At 67.2% G+C, this 12461-nt stretch carries 14 protein-coding genes; 4 read left to right on the top strand and 10 right to left on the bottom strand.

Features of this window, described 5'->3' with window-relative positions; all coding sequences use genetic code 11:
• Positions 1 to 22 precede the first annotated feature (22 nt).
• From R9J51_RS09460 to R9J51_RS09435, 6 genes are read right to left on the bottom strand one after another with little or no spacing between them, the layout of a single operon-like run.
• On the bottom strand, positions 23 to 277 hold the full coding sequence (locus R9J51_RS09460) for a hypothetical protein (protein ID WP_168553769.1): 255 nt from the start codon (positions 275 to 277) through the stop codon (positions 23 to 25).
• Positions 274 to 564, bottom strand: a complete 291-nt coding sequence (locus tag R9J51_RS09455) for a hypothetical protein (RefSeq protein ID WP_179504306.1) — start codon at positions 562 to 564, stop codon at positions 274 to 276. Before R9J51_RS09455 ends, R9J51_RS09460 begins: the two co-directional genes overlap by 4 nt.
• Positions 565 to 608: 44 nt before the next feature.
• Entirely contained in the window at positions 609 to 986 is a 378-nt protein-coding gene (gene pspC / locus R9J51_RS09450) for an envelope stress response membrane protein PspC (RefSeq protein WP_168554301.1), read from the bottom strand.
• Complete coding sequence (gene pspB / locus R9J51_RS09445; RefSeq protein ID WP_168554300.1) at positions 983 to 1285, bottom strand: envelope stress response membrane protein PspB; 303 nt, start codon at positions 1283 to 1285, stop codon at positions 983 to 985. Before pspB ends, pspC begins: the two co-directional genes overlap by 4 nt.
• A 5-nt stretch (positions 1286 to 1290) precedes the next feature.
• Complete coding sequence (pspA, locus tag R9J51_RS09440) at positions 1291 to 2118, bottom strand: phage shock protein PspA (protein ID WP_168554299.1); 828 nt, start codon at positions 2116 to 2118, stop codon at positions 1291 to 1293.
• Entirely contained in the window at positions 2115 to 2315 is a 201-nt protein-coding gene (locus R9J51_RS09435) for a hypothetical protein (protein ID WP_169473886.1), read from the bottom strand. The genes pspA and R9J51_RS09435 overlap by 4 nt, the downstream gene beginning before the upstream one ends.
• 148 nt (positions 2316 to 2463) lie before the next feature.
• Here R9J51_RS09435 and pspF point away from each other — a divergent pair, with 148 nt between their 5' ends.
• Both pspF and recF read left to right on the top strand, forming a co-directional pair.
• On the top strand, positions 2464 to 3504 hold the full coding sequence (gene pspF / locus R9J51_RS09430) for a phage shock protein operon transcriptional activator (protein ID WP_179504304.1): 1041 nt from the start codon (positions 2464 to 2466) through the stop codon (positions 3502 to 3504).
• Between the two features lie 145 nt (positions 3505 to 3649).
• The gene (gene recF, locus R9J51_RS09425; protein WP_179504303.1) at positions 3650 to 4723 is read left to right on the top strand and encodes a DNA replication/repair protein RecF; all 1074 of its coding nucleotides are present in this window, start codon (positions 3650 to 3652) and stop codon (positions 4721 to 4723) included.
• 4 nt (positions 4724 to 4727) lie between these two features.
• Here recF and R9J51_RS09420 read toward each other — a convergent pair whose 3' ends face one another.
• On the bottom strand, positions 4728 to 5417 hold the full coding sequence (locus R9J51_RS09420; protein ID WP_179504302.1) for an arylesterase: 690 nt from the start codon (positions 5415 to 5417) through the stop codon (positions 4728 to 4730).
• Positions 5418 to 5504: 87 nt separating this feature from the next.
• Between R9J51_RS09420 and R9J51_RS09415 the strand changes: the two genes are divergently transcribed.
• Entirely contained in the window at positions 5505 to 6194 is a 690-nt protein-coding gene (locus R9J51_RS09415) for an ABC transporter ATP-binding protein (RefSeq protein WP_432787959.1), read from the top strand.
• Complete coding sequence (locus R9J51_RS09410) at positions 6191 to 8746, top strand: FtsX-like permease family protein (RefSeq protein WP_179504300.1); 2556 nt, start codon at positions 6191 to 6193, stop codon at positions 8744 to 8746. Before R9J51_RS09415 ends, R9J51_RS09410 begins: the two co-directional genes overlap by 4 nt.
• On the opposite strand, the gene R9J51_RS09405 is transcribed toward R9J51_RS09410, so the two are convergent.
• The 3 genes from R9J51_RS09405 to R9J51_RS09395 all read right to left on the bottom strand — a co-directional run bounded on the left by R9J51_RS09405 (position 8747) and on the right by R9J51_RS09395 (position 12395).
• Positions 8747 to 9163: a DUF805 domain-containing protein gene (locus tag R9J51_RS09405; RefSeq protein ID WP_168554293.1), complete on the bottom strand. Its 417-nt coding sequence runs from the start codon at positions 9161 to 9163 to the stop codon at positions 8747 to 8749.
• A 21-nt stretch (positions 9164 to 9184) separates the two neighbouring features.
• Positions 9185 to 9598: a DUF805 domain-containing protein gene (locus R9J51_RS09400; protein ID WP_168554292.1), complete on the bottom strand. Its 414-nt coding sequence runs from the start codon at positions 9596 to 9598 to the stop codon at positions 9185 to 9187.
• 130 nt (positions 9599 to 9728) lie between these two features.
• Positions 9729 to 12395 carry a TonB-dependent receptor domain-containing protein gene (locus R9J51_RS09395; protein ID WP_179504299.1) on the bottom strand — a complete coding sequence of 889 codons (2667 nt, stop codon included), beginning with the start codon at positions 12393 to 12395 and terminating at the stop codon, positions 9729 to 9731.
• Positions 12396 to 12461: the final 66 nt, after the last annotated feature.

Genomic DNA, 12461 nt, shown 5'->3' with positions numbered 1-12461 from the left:
CTGGGCCCTGGAAACAGGGTGGTCAGTTGAACTGCGGAAAGGCCGAGGGCTCGCGGCCCTGCATCATGCCTTCCAGCACGCGCACGCGCTGCTCGAGGCGGGCGGTCTGGGCGGCGTATTGCGCCGCCTGCTCGGCCGTGGCGCGGGTGGTCGCGATGATTTCGCGTTCGCGCTGGTCCATCCGGCGCGACCAGGCCTGCGCCGCCATCACCAGCCCGACCAGCAAGGTCGCAAGCGTGGCAAAGGCCAGCAGGACGATGGCACCGGCGGCGGTCATTGCAGCTTGTCCGAAACGCTGGCGCGTTCGCCGTCGGTCACGCGGTTGACATCGCGCAGCGCCTCGATCTGCAGCGCCACGTCATAGCCACCATCGGTGACAATGCGTTCCAGCACGCGCACCCGGTCTTCCAGCGCCTGGTTGTGCGCCGCATACTGCGCAGCCTTTTCGGCGGTGGCATTGACCTGGATTTCGGCCAGGCGGCGGCTGTGCCGGGTCCAGATCGCAAGCCCTGCGATCATGAACGGGGCAAGCGGGATGAGCAGGGCAAGTGTTCCGTGATCCATGGCAGCAGTCCCCTTCGAAGTGCCGGGATGGGATGGTCAGGCGCTCAGCGCAGGCTTTCGATTTCCTGGGCCAGGCGCGGATTGCTGGAGACATAGAAGTGTTCGACCTCGGCCAGGCGGCGGTCGATGTCGCGCAAGCTGGCGCGCACTTCGCGGGCCGAGCGGGCGGGCGACTGGCGCACGCCCTGCCAGAACTTCTGCTCCTGCCGATCGACATAGAGCGCGGCCGGCTTCTTTTCGGCCAGGAAGCCCAGCCCGAAATAGACGATGGGCAGGAAACCCAAGCCGCACAGCGTGCCGACGATGACCGCCAGGCGCACCCACAGCACGTCTACCCCGGTGTAGTCGGCAATGCCGGCGCACACGCCCATGAACTTGCCATTGGCCTTGTCACGATAGAAACGGGTACGGGTAGCGGTCATTTCACGGTCCCCTTGGTCTGCGCCATCAGCCGATCGAGTTCGGAGAGATCGTCATGGTGGCTTTCACGTGCCTCGCCCAGGCGGGCCGGGCGGAATTGCGGATTTTCGGCGGCCACCAGGCGCTCCACCGTGTCCATCCGCTCTTCCAGGCGGCGGGCGAGGCGATAGAGTTCTTCCAGCAACTGCTCGTCGCCGCTGGTCAGCGTGGAGGCGGTCTTCCACTTCGTCATGTAGTGCAGCACGATCCACGGCAGCGCGACGAACAGCGTAACAAGGGCAAAAAACGGGGTCAGGTCCATGGCGATCAGCCCTCCTTGCCCATGGCGCGCTTCATCGCGGCCAATTCTTCGTCGATCTTGTCCTGGCCGGCCAGGGCGGCGATTTCATCGGCCAGGCTTGGCGGGCCGCTTTCGGCAATGGTCAGCGCATCGGCGCGGCCTTCGGCATAGTCGACACGGCGTTCGAGCTGGTCAAAGCGGGCCAGCGCCTCGTCCACGCGCTCGCTGGTCATCAAGGTGCGCAGGCGCACGCGGTTTTCCGCGCTTTCCAGGCGGGCGGCAATCGCGGTCTGGCGGCTGCGGGCCTCGCGCAGGCGGGTCTGCAGCTTCTCGATGTCCTGCTCATAGGCGCGCATCGAGTCGTCGAGCACAGCCACTTCACCGCGCAGCTGCTGCGCCATGTCGGCGGCCTTCTTGCGCTCGATCAGGGCGGCGCGGGCCAGGTCCTCGCGGTCCTTGGACAGGGCAAGCTGCGCCTTGTCGGCCCAATCGGCCTGGAGCCGGTCCAGCTTGGCCACGTGGCGCAGCATTTCCTTCTGATCGGCAATGGTGCGCGCGGCCGAGGCGCGGACTTCCACCAGCGTCTCTTCCATTTCCATGATGATCATGCGGATCATCTTTGCCGGATCATCGGCCTTGTCCAACAGGTCGTTGAAATTGGCGGCAATGATATCGCGCGTGCGCGAAAAGATGCCCATCAGGTTTGCTCCGTTGAAAAAGGGCCTTGCGGCGTTCGTATCACTTTGACCGCTGCCCTGCGAGGGGTGCTGCCGGGCTGCGCGCAACGCTTCGTCAAAGCGCGAAGAACCGCCGCCGGATGCAAAAGGCGGCACGGGTTCGAGAATGGAATTCATGCCAGCCCCCCCGTGATCGCGGCGACCGAGGTGGTCACGCCAGCATGGCCGGCAGGTGCTGCCTGCATGGCGCTTGCCATGCCGGGAAACTCGGGCATGTGGCGGGCCAGCACCACGGCGTTCATCGCCAGCATCGCGGCAATGCTGACCAGGGCGGCGCGGCCAAGACGGGTGGTGAAGAACGGGGCGGTGGTCATCGGGGATACTCCAGTGCGGTTGTCCCCTGTTCAGCAAGGCCCGTGCCAAACTGTGGAAATGGCGGATTTCCAGGCTTTTTCACAAAAACGGTGGCTGGGAATTTAGCGCATCTTGCCCAGGCTTGGGAAATTGTGCCAAATGTTGGTCATGGATCGCGAAGTGCAGTTCATCGGCCAATCAGGGGCCTTCCTCGATGCGGTGGAGCGTGCCAGCCGCGCCGCGCCCATGCGCCGCCCGGTGCTGGTGATCGGCGAACGCGGGACCGGCAAGGAACTGATCGCCGAACGGCTGCATCGGCTGTCCACGCGCTGGCAGGAACCGCTGGTCACGATGAACTGCGCGGCCCTGCCCGAAACCCTGATCGAGGCGGAATTGTTCGGGCACGAGGCGGGCGCCTTTACCGGCGCGACGCGCGCCCGGATCGGCCGCTTTGAAGAGGCGGACAAGGGCACCCTGTTCCTTGACGAGTTGGGCACGCTGTCCACCGGCGCGCAGGAACGCCTGCTGCGCGCGGTGGAATATGGCGAAGTCACGCGCATCGGTGCCAGCCGGCCGATCCGCGTGGACGTGCGCATCGTGGCTGCCACCAACGAAGACCTGCCCAGGATGGCCGCGCAAGGCCGCTTCCGTGCCGACCTGCTCGACCGGTTGAGCTTCGAGGTGATCACCCTGCCCCCGTTGCGCGTGCGCGATGGCGACGTGGCCGTGCTGGCCGATTATTTCGGGCGGCGCATGGCGGCCGAACTGCAGTGGGACACCTGGCCCGGCTTTGCCGCGCACGCCGCGGCGCAGATGGAAAGCTATGCTTGGCCAGGCAACGTGCGCGAATTGCGCAATGTGGTGGAGCGTGCGGTCTATCGCTGGGACGATCCCGACCGGCCGATCGGCCATGTCCAGTTCGATCCGTTCGACAGCCCGTGGAAACCCGCCGCGCCGATCAGCCCTCCCCGCGCCGTGCCAGCGGATGATTGCATCACGGTGCTGGAACACGCCACCAACCGCGCCGATTTCGATACGATTCAGGACTTGCGCGCCGCAGTCGACGCACACGAACGCGCCATCCTGGAACACCACCTTGGCCGCAATCGCTATAACCAGCGCCAGACCGCCAAGGCCCTGGGCGTGACTTATGACCAGTTGCGCCACTGCCTGAAAAAGCACGGGCTGCTGGAGCGTGGGCAGGGGTGATGTTTTCAGGCGTTGCTTCAGGTTTGCACCACCCCCAACCCCCTCCTCTGAAGAGGAGGGGGCTTTTCCTGCCGCACTCCCCCTCCTCTTCAGAGGAGGGGGTTGGGGGGTGGTGCGATGCCTTGCGCCACGCCAGGCATCGCCCATGCCGCTAACCCGCCTGACCCTGCGCGATTTCCGCAACCATTCCGCCACGCGGCTGGATGGCATGGCGGCGTTCAACGTGCTGGTGGGCGAAAACGGCGCGGGCAAGACCAACGTGCTCGAAGCGCTGTCTCTGTTGGCGCCCGGCCGCGGCCTGCGCCGCGCCCAGCCAGCCGAAATGGCCGCGCGGGCCGGCGACGGCAGCTTTGCCGTGGTGGCCGAGATGGAGCATGGCGAAGTGGTGCTGGGCACCCAGACCCAGCCCGCCGCGCCCGGCCGGCGCCTGGTGCGGATCAATGGCGCGCAAGGGCCGGCGGCACGCCTGGCGGAATGGCTGTCGCTCACCTGGCTGACGCCAGCGATGGACCGCCTCTTTGCCGAAAGCGCGGGCAACCGCCGCCGCTTCCTCGATCGGCTGGTGCTGGCCCGCCTGCCCGGCCATGCCCAGGTCAGCGCCCGCTATGAAACGGCCCTGCGCGAGCGCAACCGCCTGTTGACCGACGAGCGGGAGCCCGATCCCGCCTGGCTCGATGCGCTGGAAGCGCAACTGGGGGAAACCGGCGCTGCCATCGTTGCGGCTCGCGCAGAGTTGGTGGCCGATCTGGGCCTGGTGCTCGAAACGCTACCCGAGCAACCGTTTGCCCGCCCCACTTTGGCCTATGCCAGCGACGTGCCGAACGACGAGCAAGCCCTGCGCGCCGCGCTGCGCCAAGGCCGCCGCCGCGACAGGGCCGCCGGGCGCACCCTTGTCGGCCCCCACCGCGATGATCTGGCCGTGCGGCTGGCCACCAAGGATGCGCCGGCTGCGGACTGCTCCACCGGGGAGCAGAAGGCGATGCTGATCGCCATCGTCCTTGCCCATGCCCAACTCACCGCCGGTCCGCGCCCGCGCCTGCTGCTGCTCGACGAGATCGCCGCCCACCTCGATCCGCTGCGCCGCGCCGCGCTTTACGAGCGGCTCGCCGCCTCGGGCGCGCAAGTGTGGATGACAGGCACCGAAGCGGCCCCCTTTGCCGAAATCGCCGGCCAGGCCGCGCTATGGCACGTGCACGACGGGGAAGTGGCACGCGGTTGAATTGCTACTTGCGCAAAGCCTTGGCCAAAGCCTGCGCAACCGCCGGTTCGGTCGCGGCCACGATCTTGTCCACGCCTTGCGCGTTGGGGTGAATGTGATCGGGCAATTGCAGGCCGGGCTGGCCGAAGATCGGCTGGAGAAAGAACGGCACCAGCGCCGCTTCATACTTTTTGGCCAGCGCCGGCCAGATCGGGTTGAACGCGGTGACGTATTCGGGGCCGAGGTTGGGGGCGGCCAGCATGCCGGTGAGCATGGCGGGAATGTTGCGACGCTTGAGTTCGGCCAGGATCGCATCGAGATTGGCACGCGTCTGCTCGGGCGGCAGGCCCCGCAACATGTCATTGCCGCCAAGCCCGACCAGAACCAGCGCCGGCTTTTGCGGCTGGTTGTCCAGGGTGAAAGCCAGCCGCTGCCGCGCGGCGGCGGTGGTGTCACCCGAAACCCCGGCATTGACCACCCGCGCCTTGATCCCTGCCGCGTTCAGCGCGGCTTCCAGCCGGGCCGGATAGCTCTGCCCCGCCTCCAGCTGATATCCAGCATAGAGGCTGTCGCCAAAGGCCAGGATGACCGGAGCATCGGCCGGCACCGGCGCAGCTGCCGCGGCGGGGCGTGTCTCCAGGGCGTCAGGCGCCTTTTCGCGCGAGCAACCGGCCAATGCGATCAGGGACAGGGCAACAAGAACGGGCGCGCGCATCGGATTTCCCCAAAGTGCATGTCGGCCCCATGTCGTTGGTGGAATGGCCGGTTGCAAGGTGCATGCCCTCTATGCCACTCCCGCGCGGTGACAAGCCCTGCCCCGCTCATTTCCGCCCGCGCCCTCACGCTTTGCCTGGGCCGCGATGCCGCCCGCGTCGATATTCTCAAAGGTCTGGACCTGGACGTGATGGCCGGGGAAACCGTCGCATTGCTGGGGCCATCGGGTTCGGGCAAATCCTCGCTGCTGGCCGTCCTGGCCGGGCTTGAGCGTGCGAGCAGCGGCGTGTTGTTCGTCGCCGGGGCGGATTTTTCGGCGCTGGATGAAGACGGCCTGGCCACCGCCCGGCGCGGACGCATCGGCATCGTGCTCCAGGCCTTTCACTTGCTGCCCACGATGACCGCGCGCGAAAACGTGGCGACACCGATGGAACTGGCAGGGATGACCGATGCCCTGCCGCGGGCCGAGGCGGAACTTGCCGCCGTGGGCCTGGCCCACCGGCTCGATCACTATCCCGGCCAGCTTTCCGGCGGAGAGCAGCAGCGCGTGGCGATTGCCCGCGCGCTGGCGCCGCGCCCGGCGCTGTTGTTTGCCGACGAACCCACCGGCAATCTCGACACCGCGACCGGCACCGCCGTGGCCGACCTGCTGTTTGCCCGCGCCGCCCAAGCCGGGGCCACGCTCTTGATGGTCACCCACGACGAGGCACTCGCCCAGCGTTGCGGCCGCATCCTGCGCCTGGCAGATGGCCGCATCGTGGCCGACGAAACGCGATGAACGCCGGCACTGCCACGCGCCTTGGCTGGAAGGGTGCATGGGCCCTGGCCCGGCGCGGGCTGGACTGGAAATTCCGGGGCCTGCGCATCCTGGTGATCTGCCTGGTGCTGGGCGTGGCGGCATTGGCCGCGATCGGCACGCTGACCGATGCGGTGCGCGGCGAACTCGACCGACGAGGCCAGGCGATGCTGGGCGCCGATGTGGAAGTGGAAGTGGCCGGGCGTCAGGCCTTTGCCGCAGAACGGGCCGCTTTTGCCCGTGCCGGCGCGCTGTCCGTCGGCGCGCGCATGCGGGCCATGGCGACGGTACCGGGCGCCGATGACACCGCCGTGCCGATCGAACTGAAGGCGGTGGACGCCGCCTGGCCGCTTTATGGCGCTTTCACCCTGGCCGATGGGCACACGGCCGGGGCGCCGCCCGCCAATACCGCCTGGATTGCGCCCGGCGTGGCCGAGCGCCTGGGCGTCAACACCGGGGATCGCCTGCGCATCGGCCAGGCCACGTTCCGCATCGGCGGGGTAATCGGCGACGAACCCGATCGGCTGGGCGAAGGCTTTGCCCTGGGCCCCACGGTGATCATCAGCCGCGCCGGGCTCGATGCCACGGCCCTGGTGCAGCCGGGCGCAATGGTGCGGTGGAAATACCGCCTGCGCCTGCCCGAAACGGCGGTGCCACAGACCGTGGCCGACGCGCTCACCCGCCAATTTCCCAGCGCTGGCCTGGAACTGCGCACGCGCGACAAGGCCTCGCCCGGTCTCGATCGCTTCGTGTCGCGCATGGGCCAGTTCCTGGCACTGGTGGCGCTGGCCGCGTTGCTCATCGCCGGCATCGGCATCGGCAATGGCGTCGCCTCCTATCTGGAAGCGCGGCGCGGGGCGATCGCCACGCTCAAGATCCTGGGTGCCACGGGCGCCGATGTCGCGCGGATCTATCTGCTGCAACTGGGGCTGGCCACCGCGCTGGCGATTGCCGTGGGCCTGGCCTTGGGCCTGGCGGCCACGCCGTTGATCGCCCTGGCGCTCAAGAGCCTGCTGCCAATCCCGGCAGGCGTGGTGCTGTCGCCGCGCGCGCTGGCCATGGCGGCGGGGCAAGGCTTGTTGATCGCTGCCACATTCGCCGCGCCACCTTTGCTGCGGGCCCGCGCCGTGCCGGCCATGGCGCTGATGCGCGCAGGGCTCGTGCCGCCGCGCGAAGGCTGGCGCACCCGCGCGCTGGCCATGGGCGCAGGGCTCGGGGCGATTGCCGCGATCGCCATCGTCGGCGCCGAACAACCCTGGCTCGCCGCCGGGTTCCTCGGCGCGGCGGGCGGCGTGCTTGCCCTGCTGGCGGCCTTGGGCTGGGGCATCGTGCGTCTGGCGGCCCGCCTGCCGCGCCCACGCCACCCCATCGCCCGCATGGCGCTCGCCAACCTCCACCGCCCCGGCGCGCAGACCGGCGCGCTGGTGACGGCCTTGGGCTTTGGCCTGGCCGCCTTCGTGCTCCTGGCCGGGGTGCAGACCAGCCTCGACGCGAATATCGCCGCCCGTGTGCCCCAGCGCGCGCCCGACTATTTCGTGCTCGACGTGCCGCCATCGGGCTTGCCCGCGTTCGAGCGCGTCGTGCACGGCGCGGCGCCGGCCGCGCGCATCCGCACCGTGCCGGCGATGCGCGGCGCCATCGTCGCGTTCGGCCCGGCCGACCACATGATCCGCGTGGCCGATCTTGCCCGCATTCCCGATGATGCATGGGCGCTGCGCGGCGATCGCGGGCTGACCTTTGCCGATGCCCTGCCCGAAAGCAACGTGCTGACCGCAGGGCAATGGTGGCCCCGGGGCTATACCGGCGAACCGCTGGTTTCGGTGGACGAAAAGCTGGCCCAGGCCATTCATCTCAAGCTGGGCGACCGCATCACCGTCTCCCTGCTGGGGGTGGAACGCAGCGCACGCGTGGCTTCGTTCCGGCGCATCGATTGGGACAGCTATGGCTTCAACTACGTGCTGGTGTTCAGCCCCAATGCCTTGGCCGACGCTCCTTATAACCTGGCTGCCACGATCGAACTAGGCAAGGACCAGGGCAAGCCGGCGGTGTCGCGCGCCATCCTTTCGGGCCTGGTGCGCGCCTTGCCGTCCAGTTCCGTGATCGAAGTGGGGCCGGTGCTCTCGCAAGCGCGCAGCCTGCTGGGACAGATGGCCGTGGCGATCTTTGCCGCCGCCAGCGTGGCGATCCTGGCGGGCATGGCCGTGCTGGCTGGTGCGATCGCCGCCGCGCGGGCGCAGCGCCAATATGATGCCGTGGTCCTGCGTGTGCTGGGCGCGGGATCGGGCCAATTGCTGATGCTGGTTCTGGCCGAACAGGCGCTGCTGGCAGTGCTGCTGGCCGGCGTGGCACTGGCACTGGGCACCGCGGGCGCCTGGGCCGTGGTGACACAACTGTTCGAATTTGCCTGGCTGCCCGGCTGGGGCACGATCCTGGCCGTGCTCGGCGGGGCCTTGCTGCTGGTGCTGCTCATGGCGCTGGGCGGATCGCTGGCGGTGTTGCGCACGCGGCCCGCCCAGGCGCTCAGAGAATTGTAATTACTGGAAAACGTCGACTTCGTAGGGATTCTTGGGATCGGGGCCAAAGCGGTTGGATCCGCGCGTGCCGTCGAGGCAGGCGAACACGAACAGCGCGAACCAGCCCAGGATCGGCAGGAAAATCAACAATGCCCACCAGCCGGAACGATCAATGTCGTGCAGGCGACGGATCCACACGGCCAGGCCCGGGATCAGGTTCACCAGCGCGAACAGCCCTGACAGCGCATCACCCAGGCCATTGAGCTGCGTGTTCGCCCCCACATACCAGCCCATGGCGGTGTAGGTGGTGCGCCCGAACACGATCGCGATAGCCACGTTCACCAGGAACCCGAACAGGGTGAACATCCAGTATTCCTTGCGCCGCGAACGACCGGAAAACTCGAAATAGCGGCGATAGGGCAGCAGCATCCAGTACATCGGCTTTTCTCCCGGTAACGTTCAGTCAAACACGTCTGTCATGTAGGGGTTCCGCGGATCGGGGCCAAAGCGGTTTGGTCCGACCGTTCCAGGCATGCACATGAAAACAAAGGCAATCAACCCGCCCACATAAGGGATGGCGCCCAAGAGAACGAACCAGCCGGACCGGTCCTGATCATGATACCGGCGCACCGAGAGGGCAAGGCCCGCCCACAGCCAACCCACTGCCGCTGCGGTGCCCAGAACCGTCAACAGCATGGTGACCGGAGATGTCCACGGCAAAGAGCCGCCATCGGACGGCGCGAAGGCAACGATCAGCGCCACCATCACGGCGATCTGCAACATCAGGAAAAACTGAAACATCCAGTATTCCGGGCGCCCAGAGCGCCCGCGAAAATCCAGCATCCGCTTGTACGGCACAATCATCCAGTGCATCGGCATCCCCCCGTCCCGCGCTCACCCCCAGCGCTCTGCATTGGGCAAAACAGCCAGAAAAATATCGAAAAGACAAGAAAAAGGGGGCCGCGAGGCAGCCCCCTTCCAAGTCTTGCGCTTCGCGTCCGGGTTAGAAGCGATAACGCACCGATGCACCATAGGTGCGCGGCTGGTTGGTGTAACCCGAAATCCCGTGGGGTTGGGCCACCGAATCGAAAATCTTGGTCAAAGTGCGGTTGTCGGTCAGGTTGCGGCCCCACACCGCCAGTTCGGTGCGATTGGCCAGGGCCAGGCCCAGGCTGGCGTTGAGTTCGTCGATCCGCCGCTTGTACTGCGCCGAAGCGGCAATCGCCGCGGCAGTGCCCTGGTCCAGGAAGCCGGGTAGCCCTTCTTCCATCACCACCGGGCTTTCATGGTGGAAATCGCCCCGCACGAACAACCGCGCTCCGCCTGACAGGCGGCGCTCGTATTGCCCGGCCAGGGATAGGGAAAGCGCCGGAATGCCCGCTGGCCGCCGGCCCGACAGGTCACCCACCGCCGAAGCGGCAAAATCCTGGTAGAGCGGATCGAGCCAGGTGGCGCTGGCCGAAAGCGACAAGCCAGCGGCCGGGCGCAGCGCCGCTTCCACTTCCACCCCGCGCACGCGTTCCTTGCCGGCGTTGACCAGTTCAAAACCAGTGCCGGTGAACACGTTGGATTGGAACCCGCTGATCGTCTGCTGGAACACAGCCACATTGGCGGTGGCCAGCCCCCAATCCGCCTTGATCCCCAGTTCATAGACCGTGGTGCGTTCCGGCCCGGCAAAGCGCGTGGCATATGTCTGGTTCACTTGCGCCAGGCCCGCCGCCTCGATCGCGGCCTGGTCGGCTGCAAAGGGCCGGCTGTCGCGCGACAGGTTGATCGAACTCGCCTTGAAGCCGGTGGCCAGGCTGACATAGGCGCGCACGTGCTTGTTGAGCGCAAGGGCCGCGCGGCCGGTCCAGGTCAGGCGCGAATCGTGGGTGCGGCCCGGCTCCACCGCATTGGGCAAGTTGAGGCCGGCTGGGAACAGCTGCAGGCTGCGCAAGGGTGCAAGCGGATTGGCCGCCGGATTGTTGGCATTGGCGGCAGCCTGGCCCAGCACATTGGCATAACCCTGCGGATTGGCCTGAGCATAGGCGGCAATCGCGGCCTGGTCCTGCGGATTGACGCCTGCCGCGCGAAAACCTGCAGCGGTCAGCAATTGCTGGCGGAACGGCGCATAGGGCCGCCCGTCGAGGTCCACCCCGGCAAAGGCGTCCGATGTCTGCCCGGCGATTTCGTAACGCTTGGCATCGCTGGTAAACGCCGCGCCGCCGGTCAGCGTGATGCCCCCGCCCACTTTGAGGTCACCCTGGAAAAACGCGGAGAACGCTTCGTTGCGCAGGCGGTAGCGCTCGTTGGAACCCTGCCCGGCGGCAAAGAACCGCCCGGTATAGCGCGTGGGATCGCCTTCCAGCCCACCGAGCACCTGCTCCAGCGCCGGAATGCTCAACGCGCCGCCCGTCGCGCCCTGCACCAGCAGATTGGCATAGGCGCGCATGTCCTGGCCAAAGGCGATGGCGTTGCGCTGGTCCAGCGTCTCGTTGAAGTAATAGGCGCCGGCAATGGCGTTGAACGGCCCGGCAAAATCGCTGGCCACGCGCACTTCTTCGGTGAACGTCGAAATCTTCAGGTCTTGCGCATTGCGCCCCAGCATCTGCCCGCTGGTGAAATCGGAATCCTGGTTGGTTGACGAGGTCAGCCGGCGCCAGGCAGAGATCGCGGTGATCTTGAAGGCATCGGCCTTGAAATCCATCTGGCCCGAAAAGCCATAGTTGGCGATGCGGTTGGAGGAATCGAAATTCCACCAGGCCTGGTCGGCATAGATCGCATCGGGGGCATTGACCTTGCCGCCCACGGCCAGCACGGCCTGCGTCGCCGCGGAAGACTGCACGTTGACCGGCGCGCAGCACACCTCGTTGATCAGGCCGTAATCGCCGATCACGCGCAGCGAAAAGTCTTCGCCTGGCTGCCACAGCGCCTGGCCGCGCGCGAACCAGCGATTGCGCCCGTTGCTGCGACGGCCGGTATCGGGATCGACGATGTATCCGTCGCGCCGGTTGCGGCCGGCAGCCACGCTCACCGCCAGGGTATCGGTCACCGGGCCGGTAACCAGCCCCTTGAGCACGAGCGCATCATAATTGCCGTAGCCCGCCTCGAAATCGGCACCCGGCTTGAACTGCGGCAGCCGCGTGACGATCGAGATCACCCCGGCCGAAGCATTCTTGCCGAACAGCGTGGACTGCGGGCCGCGCAGCACTTCCACCCGCTCCACATCGGGCAGGTCGGCAATCTGCGCCGCCGTGCGCGAGCGATAGACGCCATCGACGAACACGCCGACCGAAGGTTCGATCCCGCTGTTGTTGGCGCCATTGCCAAAGCCGCGGATATAGATGTTTACGTTGGCCGGGCTTTGCAGCTGCTGCATCGAGAGCGAGGGGACCAGGCTGGTCAGGTCTTTGAGATCGCGGATCTGGGCGCGGGCGATGGTGTCGGCGTTCGCGACGCTCACCGCCACGGAGACATCCTGCAGGCTTTCGGCACGCTTGGTGGCGGTCACCACGATCGAATCGTCCGCGCCAACCGCTTGCGCAAGGTCGCTGTCGGCCAGCGCAGCGGCCCTGGCGAACGGCCCGGCCAGCAGTGCACACGGCGCCAGCAAGGCGCCGGCCACCACGCGGCCCGGCGCCACGCGCCGCGCCCATGCCGATCCGCTCTGTTCGCCTGCCAATGCCATGTCTTGCTTGTAAGCGCGCCCCGTCTTGGCCCGGCATGCCACACCCCCGTGTCTGCATGCCTCGCC

It is taken from the genome of Novosphingobium rhizosphaerae, assembly GCF_050920675.1.
GTDB classification, from domain to species: Bacteria; Pseudomonadota; Alphaproteobacteria; order Sphingomonadales; family Sphingomonadaceae; genus Novosphingobium; species Novosphingobium rhizosphaerae.
Note: the sequence above shows the minus strand (reverse complement) of the source record. Positions and strands in the feature narration are given on the sequence as shown.

What these genes read in the sequence shown, in the direction of transcription:
- R9J51_RS09460 (WP_168553769.1), bottom strand. Translation starts at nt 277, where the DNA reads ATGACCGCCGCCGGTGCCATCGTCCTGCTGGCCTTTGCCACGCTTGCG.
- R9J51_RS09455 (WP_179504306.1), bottom strand. Translation starts at nt 564, where the DNA reads ATGGATCACGGAACACTTGCCCTGCTCATCCCGCTTGCCCCGTTCATG.
- pspC (WP_168554301.1), bottom strand. Translation starts at nt 986, where the DNA reads ATGACCGCTACCCGTACCCGTTTCTATCGTGACAAGGCCAATGGCAAG.
- pspB (WP_168554300.1), bottom strand. Translation starts at nt 1,285, where the DNA reads ATGGACCTGACCCCGTTTTTTGCCCTTGTTACGCTGTTCGTCGCGCTG.
- pspA (WP_168554299.1), bottom strand. Translation starts at nt 2,118, where the DNA reads ATGAATTCCATTCTCGAACCCGTGCCGCCTTTTGCATCCGGCGGCGGT.
- R9J51_RS09435 (WP_169473886.1), bottom strand. Translation starts at nt 2,315, where the DNA reads ATGACCACCGCCCCGTTCTTCACCACCCGTCTTGGCCGCGCCGCCCTG.
- pspF (WP_179504304.1), top strand. Translation starts at nt 2,464, where the DNA reads ATGGATCGCGAAGTGCAGTTCATCGGCCAATCAGGGGCCTTCCTCGAT.
- recF (WP_179504303.1), top strand. Translation starts at nt 3,650, where the DNA reads ATGCCGCTAACCCGCCTGACCCTGCGCGATTTCCGCAACCATTCCGCC.
- R9J51_RS09420 (WP_179504302.1), bottom strand. Translation starts at nt 5,417, where the DNA reads ATGCGCGCGCCCGTTCTTGTTGCCCTGTCCCTGATCGCATTGGCCGGT.
- R9J51_RS09410 (WP_179504300.1), top strand. Translation starts at nt 6,191, where the DNA reads ATGAACGCCGGCACTGCCACGCGCCTTGGCTGGAAGGGTGCATGGGCC.
- R9J51_RS09405 (WP_168554293.1), bottom strand. Translation starts at nt 9,163, where the DNA reads ATGTACTGGATGCTGCTGCCCTATCGCCGCTATTTCGAGTTTTCCGGT.
- R9J51_RS09400 (WP_168554292.1), bottom strand. Translation starts at nt 9,598, where the DNA reads ATGCACTGGATGATTGTGCCGTACAAGCGGATGCTGGATTTTCGCGGG.
- R9J51_RS09395 (WP_179504299.1), bottom strand. Translation starts at nt 12,395, where the DNA reads ATGGCATTGGCAGGCGAACAGAGCGGATCGGCATGGGCGCGGCGCGTG.